13 protein-coding genes are annotated in these 13,927 nt (G+C 72.4%); 7 read left to right on the top strand and 6 right to left on the bottom strand.

Going from position 1 to position 13,927, the window contains the following annotated elements; translation table 11 throughout:
* Both murQ and AOK11_RS26955 read right to left on the bottom strand, forming a co-directional pair.
* A partial coding sequence (murQ, locus tag AOK11_RS26960) for an N-acetylmuramic acid 6-phosphate etherase (RefSeq protein WP_079035107.1) occupies nt 1-1,090 on the bottom strand: 1,090 nt, incomplete at its 3' end.
* A 57-nt stretch (nt 1,091-1,147) separates the two neighbouring features.
* Nucleotides 1,148-2,137 carry a MurR/RpiR family transcriptional regulator gene (locus AOK11_RS26955; protein ID WP_055596318.1) on the bottom strand — a complete coding sequence of 330 codons (990 nt, stop codon included), beginning with the start codon at nt 2,135-2,137 and terminating at the stop codon, nt 1,148-1,150.
* Nucleotides 2,138-2,192: 55 nt separating this feature from the next.
* On the opposite strand from AOK11_RS26955, the gene AOK11_RS26950 reads away from it, so the two are divergent.
* Together AOK11_RS26950 and AOK11_RS26945 are read left to right on the top strand one after the other, a co-directional pair.
* Nucleotides 2,193-2,624, top strand: coding sequence for a hypothetical protein (locus tag AOK11_RS26950; protein ID WP_055596317.1), 432 nt, complete (start codon nt 2,193-2,195; stop codon nt 2,622-2,624).
* The gene (locus tag AOK11_RS26945; RefSeq protein ID WP_055596316.1) at nt 2,621-2,893 is read left to right on the top strand and encodes a DUF4031 domain-containing protein; all 273 of its coding nucleotides are present in this window, start codon (nt 2,621-2,623) and stop codon (nt 2,891-2,893) included. The genes AOK11_RS26950 and AOK11_RS26945 overlap by 4 nt, the downstream gene beginning before the upstream one ends.
* A 186-nt stretch (nt 2,894-3,079) precedes the next feature.
* Here the strand turns inward: AOK11_RS26945 and AOK11_RS26940 are convergent, their stop codons facing one another.
* Nucleotides 3,080-4,168, bottom strand: coding sequence for a GNAT family N-acetyltransferase (locus AOK11_RS26940; protein WP_055596315.1), 1,089 nt, complete (start codon nt 4,166-4,168; stop codon nt 3,080-3,082).
* Nucleotides 4,169-4,214: 46 nt separating this feature from the next.
* On the bottom strand, nt 4,215-4,886 hold the full coding sequence (locus AOK11_RS26935; protein WP_055596314.1) for an HD domain-containing protein: 672 nt from the start codon (nt 4,884-4,886) through the stop codon (nt 4,215-4,217).
* 373 nt (nt 4,887-5,259) lie between these two features.
* Between AOK11_RS26935 and AOK11_RS26930 the strand changes: the two genes are divergently transcribed.
* Complete coding sequence (locus AOK11_RS26930; protein ID WP_079035106.1) at nt 5,260-6,165, top strand: DUF3800 domain-containing protein; 906 nt, start codon at nt 5,260-5,262, stop codon at nt 6,163-6,165.
* Here AOK11_RS26930 and AOK11_RS26925 read toward each other — a convergent pair.
* A complete protein-coding gene (locus AOK11_RS26925) occupies nt 6,116-6,853 on the bottom strand; it encodes a TetR/AcrR family transcriptional regulator (RefSeq protein WP_079035105.1) in 738 nt (245 codons plus the stop codon). The genes AOK11_RS26930 and AOK11_RS26925 overlap by 50 nt on opposite strands.
* A gap of 230 nt (nt 6,854-7,083) precedes the next feature.
* Between AOK11_RS26925 and AOK11_RS26920 the strand changes: the two genes are divergently transcribed.
* The 3 genes from AOK11_RS26920 to AOK11_RS26910 all read left to right on the top strand — a co-directional run bounded on the left by AOK11_RS26920 (nt 7,084) and on the right by AOK11_RS26910 (nt 11,095).
* Nucleotides 7,084-9,381 carry an ABC transporter permease gene (locus tag AOK11_RS26920; protein WP_240497502.1) on the top strand — a complete coding sequence of 766 codons (2,298 nt, stop codon included), beginning with the start codon at nt 7,084-7,086 and terminating at the stop codon, nt 9,379-9,381.
* Nucleotides 9,382-9,557: 176 nt separating this feature from the next.
* Entirely contained in the window at nt 9,558-10,238 is a 681-nt protein-coding gene (locus AOK11_RS26915; RefSeq protein WP_055596313.1) for a maleylpyruvate isomerase family mycothiol-dependent enzyme, read from the top strand.
* Between the two features lie 134 nt (nt 10,239-10,372).
* Complete coding sequence (locus AOK11_RS26910) at nt 10,373-11,095, top strand: copper homeostasis protein CutC (protein ID WP_055596312.1); 723 nt, start codon at nt 10,373-10,375, stop codon at nt 11,093-11,095.
* A 21-nt stretch (nt 11,096-11,116) separates the two neighbouring features.
* On the opposite strand, the gene AOK11_RS26905 is transcribed toward AOK11_RS26910, so the two are convergent.
* Nucleotides 11,117-13,291, bottom strand: coding sequence for a HelD family protein (locus AOK11_RS26905; RefSeq protein WP_055596319.1), 2,175 nt, complete (start codon nt 13,289-13,291; stop codon nt 11,117-11,119).
* 406 nt (nt 13,292-13,697) lie between these two features.
* Between AOK11_RS26905 and AOK11_RS26900 the strand changes: the two genes are divergently transcribed.
* The gene (locus tag AOK11_RS26900; RefSeq protein ID WP_055596311.1) at nt 13,698-13,901 is read left to right on the top strand and encodes a hypothetical protein; all 204 of its coding nucleotides are present in this window, start codon (nt 13,698-13,700) and stop codon (nt 13,899-13,901) included.
* Nucleotides 13,902-13,927 lie beyond the last annotated feature (26 nt).

Below are 13,927 nucleotides of genomic sequence, written 5' to 3'. Positions count from 1 at the left end.
GACGAAGACGCCGGAGCCGGGTGCGGGGCCGCAGGACGCCACGGACTGACCCGGACCGCCCCGGCCCCGGTTCCGGCGTCTTCGTCAGCGCGGCGCGCAGGTGACCGTGCGAGTCGGTGAGGAGGCGGGCCGCGGTCGGACCGTCCACGTCGGCCAGCAGGACCAGGATGGCGTTCTTCACCTCACCGTCCGTGGCGGCCAGGGCGCGCTCGATGTCGGCGTCCGCCGCCCCCGTCGCGAGGGCGACGATACGGCGGGAGCGGGCGCGCAGCTTCTCGTTGGAGGCGCGCACGTCGACCATCAGGTTCCCGTACGTCTTGCCCAGCCGGATCATCGTGATCGTCGAGATCATGTTGAGGACGAGCTTCTGGGCGGTGCCGGCCTTGAGGCGGGTGGAGCCGGTCAGCAGCTCCGGGCCGACGACCACCTCGATGCCGTGCCCGGCCGCCGCGGCGAGCGGGCTGCCCGCGTTGCAGGCGAGGCCCACCGTCAGGGCGCCCCGCGCGCGGGCGTGCGCGACGGCGCCGACGGCGTACGGCGTGCGTCCGGAGGCGGAGACGCCGACCACCGTGTCGTCGGCGGTCAGCGCCAGCGCGTCCAGGTCGGCCGCGGCCAGCTCCGCGGAGTCCTCGGCGCCCTCGACCGAGGTGACCAGGGCGCCGGGACCGCCCGCGATCAGGCCGACGACCTGACCGGGGTCGGTGTTGAAGGTCGGCGGGCACTCGGAGGCGTCCAGGACGCCCAGCCGGCCGGCGGTGCCCGCTCCCGCGTAGATCAGCCGGCCGCCCCGGGCCATCCTCTCGGCCACGGCGTCGATCGCGGCGGCGATCGCGGGCAGCCGCTCGGCCACGGCGGCGGCGACGGTGGCGTCCTCGCCGTTCATCAGCCGGGCGATGCCGAGGGTGGACAGCCGGTCGACGTCCGCCAGCTCCGGACGGAACGCCTCGGTGGTCAGGGTCTCCAACTCCGCACGGAGAGTGCGGGGGCGGAGCGCGTCAGACGCGTCAGACGCGTCAGACGCGTCAGACGTGCCAGATGGAGCAGGCGTGTCGGGTGCTTCGGGCGCGGAGTACTCGGACGTGTGGGTCATGGAACGGCTTTCTCCGGTGTGTCCGATGCGGGAACTGTGGTGGGGACGGGGCCGCGGCTAGCGGGAACCGCTCCGGTGCCGGTGGGCCAGTGCCTCGTAGGACGCGGACAGGGCGGGGGCGGCCGACTCGTAGGTGCGCTGGGCGATGCCCACGAACAGGCAGTCCACCACCAGGAGCTGACTGGTCCGGGACGACATCGCGGCCGGGCGCAGCTCGCTCTCGCGGGCCGTGGACGTGGTCAGTACGTGGTCGGCGTACTGGGTGACGGGCCCGTCCGGCCGGCCGGTGACCGCGATGGTCGTCGCCCCGCGCTCGAAGGCGACCCGGAGCGGTTCGATGACGTCGCCGGTCGAACCGGAGTGCGTGATGGCGATGGCCACGTCACCGGCGCGCAGCTGCACCGCGTTGGTGACGGCGAGGTGCGGGTCGCTGGGGGCGTGGGCTATCAGTCCTATGCGCAGCAGTTTCTGGGTGAGGTCCTGGGCGACCAGACCGGAGGCGCCGATGCCGTACACGTCCGTCCGGCGGGCGCCGGCCAGGGCGGCGACGGCCGCACCGAGCTGGACGGTGTCCAGTCCGGCGGCCGTGTCGGCGAGGGTCTGCTGCTCGTCGTAGGCGAGCTTCGCGACGACGTCGGCGATGGGGTCGTCCACCGCGATGTCGGTGGTGATGGCGGGGGCACGGCCCGACTCCTGCTGGGCGGCGAGCCCGGCGAGGGCCAGGCGCAGGTCGCGGTAACCGGGGTAGCCCAGCAGGCGGGCCGTGCGGACGACGGTGGCCTCGCTGGTGCCGGTGAGTCCGGCGAGACCGGTGACCGTGAGGGCCGCGCAGCCGGCCGGGTCGCCCGCGACGGCCTCGGCGACCCGCTGCATGGAGCGGGTCATCGACGGCGCCAGCGTACGCACCTTGGCCGCGAGGGCGGCGGGAGCGGGCGGGGCCGGAGCGGCGGCCTGGGCGGACGGGACGGCGACGGACCTGCCGGAGGCGCCGCGGGAGGTACCGGTGCCGCGCCGGTCCGCGAAAATTTCCTTCACATCCTGGGTCACTGTTGAAAGATATTTTCGTTTCGGTGGCGGGGTCAAGAGTGCGCACAATAGGGGCATGGACCCCCACGACGACCTGGACGCTCCCGAAGGCCCCGACGACCCCCACGACACCGCCGTCCGCCCCGTCAGCTCCTTGGAGCAGGCCCTGCACGCGGCACGCGCCCTCGTGCTCGCCGACCTGGTCGCGCACGAGGTCGCCGAGGCGGAGATCGTCTCACTCGTCGAGGAGTCCGTGGCCCAGCGCCGCTGGTGGGTCGAACAGTGGCCCCAGGGTGCCGGGTTCGTGGTCGGCCTGGTCGCCCAGGACGTGCAGGACGCCCTGCTGGACCGGTACGGCCGCTGGCCGCTGTGCCCGGTGTGCGGCTCCGGCGACCCGCATGCGCTGGAGGTGGAACCGGAGTTGGGCCCGGACCCGCACTGGGTGTGCCATCAGTCGGGCGTGAAGGTCGCGGCGGTGGGCGCGCTGAGCGGGGCGGTTCCCACGTGACGGTGTACATCGACCCGCCCACCTGGCCGGGCCACGGTCTCCTCTGGTCCCACCTGGTCAGCGACGTCTCCTACGACGAACTGCACGCCTTCGCCGCCGCCCTCGGCGTCCCCTGCCGCGCCTTCGAACGCGACCACTACGACATCCCCCAGCACCGTTACGCCGCCGTCGTGCTCGCCGGGGCGGTGGAGGTCAGCAGCCGCGAGGTGGTGCGGCTGCTGCACGGAGCGGGCCTGCGGGTGCGCAAGAGCGCGAGCCGGTCACGGTGACACGGTGAGGGGCGGTGGCGGGGGAGAGACCGCCGAGCTCCCCCGCAGGCCGTTGCGCAGCGGAGAACCCCGGGACCGCGTCAACCGGCCCGGTTGTGCCGAAGTCCTCTTCCCGCGCGGGGCGCGGTGGGCTCTCCTGGCCGCACTCCAGTGGGCCGCGGCAGCCTCTCAGGCCTCTCCGGCTTCTCAAGCCTCTCCGGTTCCTCGAGCCTCTCGGAGTTCGTAGACGTACTCGCCCTTCGCCCCGTCCTCGCCGACCCTGGTGAAGCCCGCGCGCGTGACGACGCCCTGCGAGGCCACGTTGTCGCGGTCGATGACGGCGGTGACCGTCCGTACGCCGTCCTGGGCCAGTGCCCACGCCGACAGGGTGCGCAGCGCCTCCGTGGCGTAACCGTGGCCGCGGGCGTCCTCGACGAGGTCGTAGCCGACCTCCACGCGTCCGTCCTCGTCCGGAGCGCTGTGGAACCCCATCGCGCCCACGGCGAGGTCGTCCTCCCGCCGGACCAGCACGTACGCGGTCCACTCCGGCCGGAACTCCCCTTCCTCGTACTGCTTGACCATCATCCCGGCGCCCACCCGGGTGCCCTCGGCGGGAGCGGAGCCGACCCACGCGAAGCCGCCGTCGCCGCCCGCGCCGAGGTCGGCGGCGCTCGCCGGCGTGAGACCCTCCAGGTCGAGCCGCTCACCGCGGAGCACCGGATTGTTGCTCCAGCGCCACGGGCCGACGGGCTCGCGCCCCGGCAGTTCGCCGCGCCCGGTCGCCCACAGCAGGGTCTGCCAGGGGGTGGGCCCCGGCCGGACCCGCGGAAAGATCCGGGTGAGGACGAACGAGGCCGGTTCGGCGGGCGGTTCGTACCGGACGCCCAGGCCCTCGGCGATGTCGTGGGTGTGCAGCAGCACCTCGGCCACCCCCATCGCGGCGAAGCCCTCGCGGTTCGCGTGCCGGAAGGGGTACGGGTGGAAGGCGCGGACCGCGCGCGGGGTGGTGCGGATCGTGGCGGCGAGCAGGGCACCGGTCGTGGTGATCACCTGGAGGACGCCCGCGTTGTCGGCGGGGTCCAAGCCGTCGTCGGTGCCGTCGAGGGTGATCTCGAAGGGTATGTAAGCGTCCTGCGCCCGGCCGGCCAACTGACCGGCGTACGCGAGGAGATCGGAGGCCATGTGCACCGCGGTCTCCTGGCAGTCCCATTCCAGGCGCCCGGCCCGCACGCCCTCCCAGTCCCGGTCGGCGACCGCCCGCAGGGCCGTCACGCAGTCCGCGACGGCCTCCTCCACCTGTTCCGCCGGTCGTTCCGCTCCCAAGGCATGCATGAGGGGCAGGCTATGAGGGCGGTGGCACCGGGGTCGACAGCATTTCCAGCTCGCCGCGGAGGTTGTACCGGGCCGTGGCCTCCCAGTGCTCCCGCCCGTACGACGTGCGGAACAGGCTGAGCAGGCCCAGGAGTTGGCGCAGTACGGCGGCCCGCCCCTCGCGGAAGGCATCGTTGGGGACGAAGTGGTACTCCTCGCGGACGGCGGCGGTGTAGGCGGCGTACGCGGACGGGGGCGAGGCGAGGATCGCGAGATCGGCGTCGCACAGCACCTGGCCGTCACGGTCGTCGTCGGCCGGGTCGTGGGTGACGGTGAGCCGCACCAGCCGCGCCACCTCGGCGGCCTTCGCCTCCGGCACCCCGGCCTCCGCCAGCGCCCGCTCGGCCAGCCGCGCCGACCGCTCCTCGTTCTCGGACCGGTCGGGCAGATACACGGCGTCGTGGAACCATGCGGCGAGGCGTACGACGTCGGGGTCGTCCGCGTAGGCCTCCAGCTCGTCGACCCGGTCGAGGACCGCGGTGAGGTGCGCGACGGTGTGATACCGCCGCTGATCCTCCTGCCAGCGGCCGAGCAGGTTGTCGGCGTAGGGGGTGGCATCGGGCAGTGCGGTGCCCGATCCCTGACCCCGGGCTCCGTCCAGGGCCCGGACGAAGCGCTCGCGCAGGGCGTCGGTGTCGGTCATGGGGCCATTGTGGCTGTGGGGCGGGCGGGGTGACGGGGCGAAGGCCGAGCTCGGGTGTGCGGGGTGATGCGCCGGGGCGAGATGTGCGGCCGGTACCGTCTCGCCGGCCTTCCTCCGAGGCTCGACCGACACCCGGCTTCCTGATCCGGAGCGTCTTGGCCGTGGCACCGGCTGCCCGGTTCACTTTCGTCACCCAAGCACGCCGAGCTTACCCAAAGAGAGCGAATATCGACACATGGTGACGTTCCGCTTGACTTGCTCCCGCCCGTTTTGGGAGCATCGGTGGTAGTAAACAAAGCACGGTGCATATGGCTGCACCAGGTCCTGGGGCCGCCCCTTCGGGGGCGGCCCGAGTGTTTTCCGGGAGGGATCGTTGTACCTGTGCTACATCGACGAGGCGGGTAACGGCCAGACTCTCGACCCTGCCAAGCCGGATGCTCCGCCGGTCCTCATCGTCGGTGGTTTTACCGTTCAGGATTCCCGCATCAAGCAGTTGACCTGGGATTTCCTTAACGTCAAGAAGAGGTACCGGCCGCAGTTGCGCAACGCCTCGCGCCTCTCCGAAGTGATGTGCACGGAGATCAAGGGGTCCGACGTCCGCAAGGACATCCGTGTGGGGAACCGTGATCAGCGGCGGGCGGCGATACTCCTCGTCGACTCGGTCCTCAGTCTGCTGGAGCGTCACGGCGCACGCCTCCTGGCCCGTGTGTGGGTGAAGCAGGAAGGCCGTGCCTTCGACGAGACCGGCGTCTACAGCACCTCGGTCGGGAGCCTGAACGAGACCTTCCAGGCTCAGCTGCTCGACTGTCACGCGCGGGGTGTGATGATCCTCGACAGCCGGACCAAGTCCAAGAACGCACCCAACGTGCACTGCGTCACGACACGCAAGTACCGCGCGGGCGGCGACATCCTCAAGGGCGTCGTCGAATCGCCGGTCTTCGGCCACAGTGACACCCACACGTTGCTCCAGCTGTCCGACCTGATCGTCTCCTCCTTGCTGTTCCCCATCGCTTGCCACGCCTACTTGAGCGACGTGACGTGGAACGTGCACTGCGACGACGCGTACCGCCCGCTGAGGGAGCGGTTCGGGGTGCGGCTGATGAAGCTCCAGTTCCGCTACCGGGACCCGGCGGGCAAGTGGCGCGGGGGGATCGTGGTGTCCGATCGACGGACGGAGCAACCGTCGAGCCTGATGTTCGGGCCGGGGAAGCCTGTCGCGTCCGAGATCGTCATTCCCGTGCAGCAGGTGGATGGCGAGGGTCTGCGGAGCGTGTTGTAGTGCGTCCGGCAGGAGGTGCGTCCCTGCCCGGCTGAGGCAGGCGTTCCTCGTTGCCCCTGCCCCCCTCAGGTGTCTCCGGCCGTCGGCTGACCGGGGCCGTCAGCATTCCGGCGATGGAGTCGCAGAGGAAGTCGCCGGCCGCCTGCCAGCGCGGCGGTTCGCCGTCGCGTTCGGCGCGCTCCTCCATGTCCGCGCAGGCCGACATGACGAGGTGGGACATCAGCATGGCCCGGCCCCGGACGATCTCCCGGGGCAGGTGTTCGAGGCGGGAGACCACCGACCGGACGATCAGCGTGGCGGTGGGTGCGTCCGCCGCCATGCCGTAGAGCAGCTCCGTGGCGACGGGATCGTGCATCGCCTGGCTGACGAACCGTGCCCGCCAGGTCGGCTGCGGCAGCTCGGCGAGGGTGTCCGTCACGGGCACCACCAGGGCGCGTACGTCGTCCAGGAGCGATTCGGAGCGCTCGAACATCGCCCGGCGCGGTTCCTCCAAGGTCCTCAGATGGCGCGCGAGCAGTGCGCGCAGCAGACCCTCGCGGCCGCCGAAGTAGTAGCCCACGGCCGAGTGGTTGGTGTTTCCCGCGGCCTCGGCGACCTTGCGGTCCGAGACGTGGGAGATGCCCGACTGGACGAAGAGGCGTTCGGCGGCATCGAGCAGCGCGGTGCGCGCCGCCTCTGATCTGGCCATCGGTAGTCGTCATCTCCTGCGTGACCGTGCGTGGCGGAATCGACAACGTAACCCACGCACACGGATGTAAGCCACGTGACTTACATTGGTGACAGGTTCGTAAGTCGAGTGACTTATTGTCGGGCTCCTCGGTTCCTCGGCTCCCCGGCTCGCTCTCCCGCAGCCGGGAGCCGGGAGCCGGGGAGCCCTGGCAGGACCACACCCTTCCTCGGCCGGACGGCCGGCACCTGATGACCCACCCCTTCGCCTTCGACAAGGAGCCAGATTTCGTGGAGCCCTCCACCACCGCCCCGTCCGCCGGCGGCCCCTCGCCCGGCCCGGCCGGCTCTCCCGCCGCGTCCGGCGCCCCGGGCCTGCCCGGCGCGCCCCGCGTGGAAGACCGCAAGACCCGGATCGGCCGCTACGTCGCCCTCTTCGCCATGCCCTTCCTGATGGTGACGATGATGTACGCGACCTACGTCGGGACCATGCACGCGCCCGCCCCCAAGGACATGCCGGTGGCCGTCGTGGGCTCCGGGCAGACGGCGGAGAAGGTCGTCTCCGCGCTGGACTCCCTGCCGGGCGACCCCCTCGCGCCGCGGCTGGTCGCCACCGCCGACGAGGCGCTCGACCTGCTCAAGGACCGCGAGGTCACGGGAGCCTTCGAGATTCCCGCGAGCGGCCGGGGCGAGGCCGTGATCCACACGGCGTCGGCCGGCGGCGCCTCCCAGGCGAGCACGGTCCAGCAGCTCCTGGCCCCGGTGGCCGCCGAGAACCAGTGGCAGATCACGACCGAGGACGCCGCTCCGCTCCCCGACGGGGACATGTCGGGCACCGCGGTCCTCTTCGCGGGCATGGGCATGATGCTGGCCGGCTATGTGCCGCTCAGCGTGTTGACGATGTCGCTGCCGTTCCTGCTGACGCTGCGCCGGTTCGTCCCCCTCCTCATCGGGTGGGCGGCCGTGACCAGCACCGTCATCTGGACCATCCTCGGCCCGGTCGTGGGCGCCGTGGACGGGCACTACCTGCAGTTCCTCGGCGTCGGCATGCTGACCGTCGGCGCGGTCGGCATGACGCAGATGCTCTTCACCAAGCTCGTCGGGCCGCTCGCCGTCCTGTTCGGGATGCTGCTGTGGGTCGTCTTCGGCATGCCGGCGTCCAACCTGGCCCTGTCCCTCCACAGCATGCCGGGCTTCTTCCAGTTCCTGCACGGGGTGCTGCCGCTGCCCGCCGCGGGCGAGTCCCTGCGTTCCCTGCTGTACTTCGACGACCGTGGTGCCGGCGGCTACCTGATACCGCTGGTCGTCTGGATCGTCGTCGCCTTCGTGCTCGCGCTGCTGAAGGAGCGCCGCTCCGGAACCGCGATCCCGGCCGCTCCCCCGGTCACCGACGTGAGCACCCCGCTGCCCGCGCTGGCCGGCGGCCCGGTGCGGTCCCCGAAGGTCCGCTACTTCGCCGCGATCGCCTTCCCGCTGGCCATCCTGGTGGGCGTGGTCGGCAGCATGAGCGCCTCGATGCACCAGCCGAAGGTCCACGACCTGCCCGTGGTCGTGGTCGCCGCCGACGCCGGGCAGGCCGAGCAGATGGCCGAGGGCCTGAAGCCGCAGCTCGGCGACATGCTCGACATCCGGACCGGTACCTCCGTCGACGAGGTCAAGGACCAGATCCTGGAGCAGGAGGTCGTCGGCGCCTACGTCCTGCCGACCACGGCGGACGGCGGAGCCACCCTGTACAGCTCCTCGGCGGCCGGCGCGAGCCAGCAGATGGCGCTGCGGGCGGTGTTCCAGCAGGTCGCCGCCGGCCAGGAGATGCCCCTGGAGCTGACCGACATCAAGCCGCTGACCAGTGACGACACCATGGGCAGCAACAGCATGTACATCGGCATGTCCTGGATCATGGCCGGCTTCCTGATCATGGCGGTCCTGCGCGGCGGTGCCCCGGAGCTGACGCGGCTGCGCCATTTCGTGGTGAAGCTCGCCGGCTGGGCGGTCGGCATCTCGGTGTGGCTGTGGTTCCTCTTCGACGTCCTGATCGGGGCCGTCAACGGCCACGCCTTCGAGATGATCGGCTTCGGCGCGCTCACCGTCTTCTGCGTCTCGCTGGCGACCGGTGTCTTCACCCGGACGTTCGGCCTCGCCGCGATCATCCCCGTGATGCTGGTCCTGATGCTGGCCGGTGTCCCCGCCTCCGGCGGAGGCATGTCCGTCTACATGGTCCCCGACCTGTTCCGCACCCTCCAGGACGTCCTGCCGCTGCCGGCCGCCGTCGACACCGCTCGCTCGCTGGTCTACTTCGACGGCCACGGCATCGGCCGCAACCTCCTGACCATCGCGATCTGGGGCGCGGCCGGCCTGGTCCTGCAGTTCCTGGTGGACCTGTGGCTGGCCCACCGGGAGAAGAAGGCACCGGGCACGCGGCCTGGGGCCGGCAGCTCCGGCAGCTCCGGCACGTCCGACGCGGCCGAGACCTCCGATGCCGTCGGCGGCTCGGCCCCGGTCTCCGGTTCCACGGAGGAGAACGACGACCTGGAACCCGTACCGGCGACCTGATCCCCGCCCGGGCCCGACGACGCCCGACGACGCCCGGCGGCGCCGGCCGGCCCACGGACGAAGCCTCCGCCGCTCCCCTTGCGGGAGCGGCGGAGGCTTCTCGCTTCTGCCGGTGCCGAGCCGCGATACGGCCTTGAACCGCGACAGGGCCTCGAGCCGCCACTAGCTTGGCCCGCATGACGACTCCTGCTGATGTGTATGGCGTGCGTGAACCCGAACTTCCCGGGCGGTTGTTGACCGTGGAGCGGGACGTGCTGGTCCCGTTGCTGCGGGGCCGGGCGGAGGAGGATTTCGGCCGGCCGGTCGTGGCCTGCCCGGGGTGGACCGTGCGGGACGTGCTGGCGCACTGCTCGGCCGCGCTCACCCGGGTGGTGGAGAGCCGGTTCGAGAAGGGGGTGTTCTCGCCCGCGTCGAACGAACGGGACATCGCCGAGCGGGGCGCCTGGAGCAACCAGCGGGTGGTCGACGAGCTGGAGCGGGGGATGACCGAGGCCGGGGCGGTGATCGCCAAGGCCGGCGGGGTGCTGGACGTGCTCGCGCTGGGCGAGTGGGTGCATGCCGGGGACGTCCGCGAGGCGCTCGGGGAGCCCGGGGCGTACGCGGGGGGCGGGCTGCCGTACGCGCTCGATCTGCTGGCCTACGTCACGGGTGCGAAGGGGCATCTGCCGCTGCACGCCGATCTCGACGACGCCGACGAGCCGCTGCGGCTCGGGGAGGTCTCCGGGGAGCGGCCTCCGGCGCGGTACATCGGGGACGGGGCGACGCTGGTGCGGCTGTACGCGGGGCGCTCGGTGAACGGGGCCTCGTACGAGCTGGCCGGGGCGGAGGCCGCCGAGCTGAACATCTTCGGGGAGTGAGACCGGCCGCGGGTGTGGGGGCGCGGATCCCCGGCCGGCGGGCGTAGGCTGGATTGGACTAGACCTCTAGGCCTCCGGCTCTCCGGGCTCTGGTCGTCGACGATCCGTGCCCTGATGCCGAGGAATGGGGTTCCATGAGCAAGCGTGCAGTCCTGGAGGTGATCGCCCTCGACGCCGAGGACGCGGTTGCCGCCCAGGCGGGAGGTGCGGACCGGCTCGAGCTGGTCACCGACATGGCCGCCGACGGGCTCACCCCGCCCGCCGCCACCGTCGCCGCCGTCCGCGCGGCCGTCGGCCTCCCGCTGCGGGTGATGCTGCGCCTCGCCGACGGGTTCGCCGCCGGTGACCCCGACCGGCTGGCGCGCACGGCCCACCAGGTGCGGGACGCCGGGGCCGAGGAGTTCGTCCTCGGGCTCCTCGACGCCGACGGCCGGGTGGACCTGGACGCCGTGGAGCGGGTAGTCGGCGCGCTGGACGGCTGCCGTTGGACCTTTCACCGCGCCATCGACCGCGCCGCCGACCGCGACGCCCTCCGCAAGCAGCTCGACGGGCTGCCCGGCCTCGACACCTATCTGACGGCCGGCGCGCCCGGCGGTGTCGCCGACGGGCTGCCCACCCTGCTCGCCGAGGCCCGGCGAGGGCGAGAGGGCGAACCCGGCTACCAGCAGGAACTGCTCGTCGGCGGCGGCCTGCGGCTGGAGCAGGTGCCCACCCTGCTCGCCGCCGGGATCCGTGCCTTCCACATCGGGGGCGCGGCCCGGCCCGACGGCTGGACCGGGCCCGTCTCGGCGGAGGCCGTCGCGCAATGGCGCAGGGTGGTGGACGGGGTGGTCGACGGGGCGGCCGGCGGGGACTGACACCGGCTTCGCCGGACCGGCTCAGTCCAGCAGCTGTTCCGGCAGGGGGGCCGCGTGCGTCACGATCAGGCCCGAGACCGCGCGGGTCAGGGCGACGTACAGGCGGCGCAGGCCGGTGCGTTCGTCGGGCTCGCCGTCGACCACGGCGCGCGGTTCGTCCAGGACCACGTAGTCGTACTCCAGGCCTTTCGCCAGGGACGCCGGAACCAGGGTGAGCCGGGTGTCGTACGTCGTCTCCTCGCCCGGCGCGACGTAGCCGATGCCCGCCTCCGCCAAGGCCCGAGCCAGCTCCGGGACCCGGGCGTCGGCGGTGATCAGGCCGACCGAGCCCTCGCGGGCCAGCAGCTCGCGGCAGGCCGCCAGCACGTCACCGGTCCCGCCACCGGTCCCCCCGCTCGTCCTGTCGGCGTCGGCATCGGCGGCGGCCGGGCGGATCGAGAAGAAGCCGGGGTTGTCACGGATCGACGCCACCGGCGTCAGGCCCGGCGCGATGTGCGGGAGCAGCCGGGAGGCGTACGCGATCACGTCCGTCGGGACACGGAAACCGGCGGTCAGCTCCTCGATCACCGCGTCCCGCTTGCCCAGGTGGCCCAGCGCCTCCTCCCAGCTCCGGGTCGCCCACGGCGTGGTGCCCTGGGCCAGGTCGCCGAGGACGGTCGCCGAACCGGTCGTGCAGCGCCGGCCCACAGCCCGGTACTGCATGGGGGAGAGGTCCTGCGCCTCGTCGAGCACCACGTGCCCGAGGGAGTGGGTGCGCCGGATCAGGTCGGTGGCCTCGTCGATCAGTACCGCGTCCGCCGCCGACCACTTCGCGGACTTCACCGACCGCGCCGGCTTCGCCCAGAGGATCGCCTTCCGCTCGTCCTCGTCGAGCAGTCCGGCCGCGTGCTCGGCCAGGAACTCCGGGTCCGCCAGCAGCCGCAGGACGAGCTTCGCCGGGTCGACGGCCGGCCAGACGGCCTTCACCGCCGCCTTCACCGCGCTGTTGCGGGCCACCGTGTCCTGCACCCTGTCGTCCGGTGCCTCCCCGGCCCGCTCCATCTGCACCAGCACGGCGTGCGCGATGCGCTGCGGCAGGGCTTCGCGGGCGGCGCCGTAGCGGATGTCCCGGTCGAGCAACTGGCGGACCAGTTCCTCCAGTTCGTACGCCGGTACCCGCCAGCGGCGCGAGCCGCGCACGACGACGACCGGTTCGGTGGGCAGGGTCACGTGCGCGTAGAGGGCCCGGCGCAGCACCTCGGCCATCCTCGCGTCGCCCTTGACGAGCGCGGTCCGCGCGTCGTCCGTCCCGCGGACCTCGACATGGGCCACCAGGTCGTCCACCGTCGCCTGCCCGACCGCCAGCTCGCCCAGCGCGGGCAGCACCTGCTCGATGTAGTGCAGGAAGGACCGGTTCGGCCCGACGACCAGCGTGCCCGTGCGGGCCAGCCGCTCGCGGTGGGCGTACAGCAGGTAGGCGACCCGGTGCAGGCCGACGGCCGTCTTCCCGGTGCCGGGACCTCCCTGCACGCAGACGCTGCCCGACAGGCCGGACCGTACGATCTCGTCCTGCTCGGGCTGGATCGTGGCGACGATGTCCCGCATCGGGCCGACACGCGGGCGCTCGATCTCCTGCTGGAGCAGCTTGCTGGTGACGGCGCCCCCGGCGGAGCCGGAGAACGTCACCGCGGCCGGGTCGGACAGGTGCTCGTCCTCGTACGCCGTGAGGTCCCCGCCGGTGTAGCCGAAACGGCGGCGCAGCGCGACGTCCATCGGGTCCTTCCCGGACGCCCGGTAGAACGGCTGCGAGACCGGCGCCCGCCAGTCGATCACCATCGGGTCGCCGTCGGCGTCGTGCACATGCCGACGTCCGATGTGCAGTGTCTGATAAGCAGCCTCCGGCTGCGGGCGCTCTCCCCGCGCCCCTTCCGCCTCCGCGGCACCCGGAGCGTGCAGGTAGTCGAGACGGCCGAAGAACAACGGGGTGCCGCTGAGGTCGGCCAGGGCCTTGATCCGGTCCCCGATCTGCCGCTCCAGGATCTGCGCGTTGACCCAGTTCGCGGTGACGTCGCGGATGTCGAGGGCCTCGACGTCCTCGCGCATCGCGCGCAGGGCGGCACGGGACGCGGAGAGGTGGGAACGCTCGCGGGCCAGGGGGCCTCCGGCGTCGACAGCGACGGTGCCGCCGACATCGCCGTCGGCGCTGGTGGCGGGCATGGCTGGGGTGGCGGGCGTGGGTTCGGGGACGTGCGCGGGCACGGGTCTGCCTCCGGCTGGTGCTGGCGGTGATGCCGCGTGATCACGGCACGGCGGACCGTCCGGTTTCCGTCCGGGCGGTGGCACTCCGGCGAGGGAGGCGGGAAGGCCCCGGACGGCTTCCGTTCCAGTGGCCGGGGCGAGCGGGAGATTCTAGTCGGCTCCCGCGCCAGGGGCGAACGATTAATTCGTCCCCTCGTCCCCTCGTCCCGGTCTCGAGGCTCGGGGTTTCGCACCCCTCAGGGCTCTCAGGGGTGCGAGTACTCCTCGAAGGGGAGACCGTGCGTCTCGGGGCGTACGCGACGGGATCCGAAGACGGGCCCGGGGACCGATGCCCCGAATGGGTGATCAGGCGCACTCTGGACACATGAGTACAGCGACCTTCACCCCAGGCAATCAGGCCCGTGGCCCGGGCGCCCCGCACCGCGGTGCCACCGCCACCGGCTCCGTCCCGCACTCCCCGCACCGCATCGGCAACGCCCTGCGCGCGGTCCGGGTCTTCGTCGAGAGCTTCTTCTCGGTCACCGTCCTCGGTGAGTACAACGAGGAGGCGGGCGTTCGCCGGAGGTAACGGCCCGCCCGAGCCTCCCGCCCGGC

It is taken from the genome of Streptomyces hirsutus (assembly GCF_001418415.1).
GTDB lineage: Bacteria > Actinomycetota > Actinomycetes > Streptomycetales > Streptomycetaceae > Streptomyces > Streptomyces hirsutus.
This window is presented reverse-complemented; position numbering and strand designations above follow the sequence as displayed.

Bases quoted from the DNA above. Each gene is read 5' to 3' on its own strand.
- AOK11_RS26950 (WP_055596317.1), top strand. From the start codon at position 2,193: ATGGACCCCCACGACGACCTGGACGCTCCCGAAGGCCCCGACGACCCC.
- AOK11_RS26910 (WP_055596312.1), top strand. From the start codon at position 10,373: ATGAGCAAGCGTGCAGTCCTGGAGGTGATCGCCCTCGACGCCGAGGAC.
- AOK11_RS26935 (WP_055596314.1), bottom strand. From the start codon at position 4,886: ATGACCGACACCGACGCCCTGCGCGAGCGCTTCGTCCGGGCCCTGGAC.
- AOK11_RS26900 (WP_055596311.1), top strand. From the start codon at position 13,698: ATGAGTACAGCGACCTTCACCCCAGGCAATCAGGCCCGTGGCCCGGGC.
- AOK11_RS26915 (WP_055596313.1), top strand. From the start codon at position 9,558: ATGACGACTCCTGCTGATGTGTATGGCGTGCGTGAACCCGAACTTCCC.
- AOK11_RS26925 (WP_079035105.1), bottom strand. From the start codon at position 6,853: ATGGCCAGATCAGAGGCGGCGCGCACCGCGCTGCTCGATGCCGCCGAA.
- AOK11_RS26920 (WP_240497502.1), top strand. From the start codon at position 7,084: ATGACCCACCCCTTCGCCTTCGACAAGGAGCCAGATTTCGTGGAGCCC.
- AOK11_RS26905 (WP_055596319.1), bottom strand. From the start codon at position 13,291: ATGCCCGCCACCAGCGCCGACGGCGATGTCGGCGGCACCGTCGCTGTC.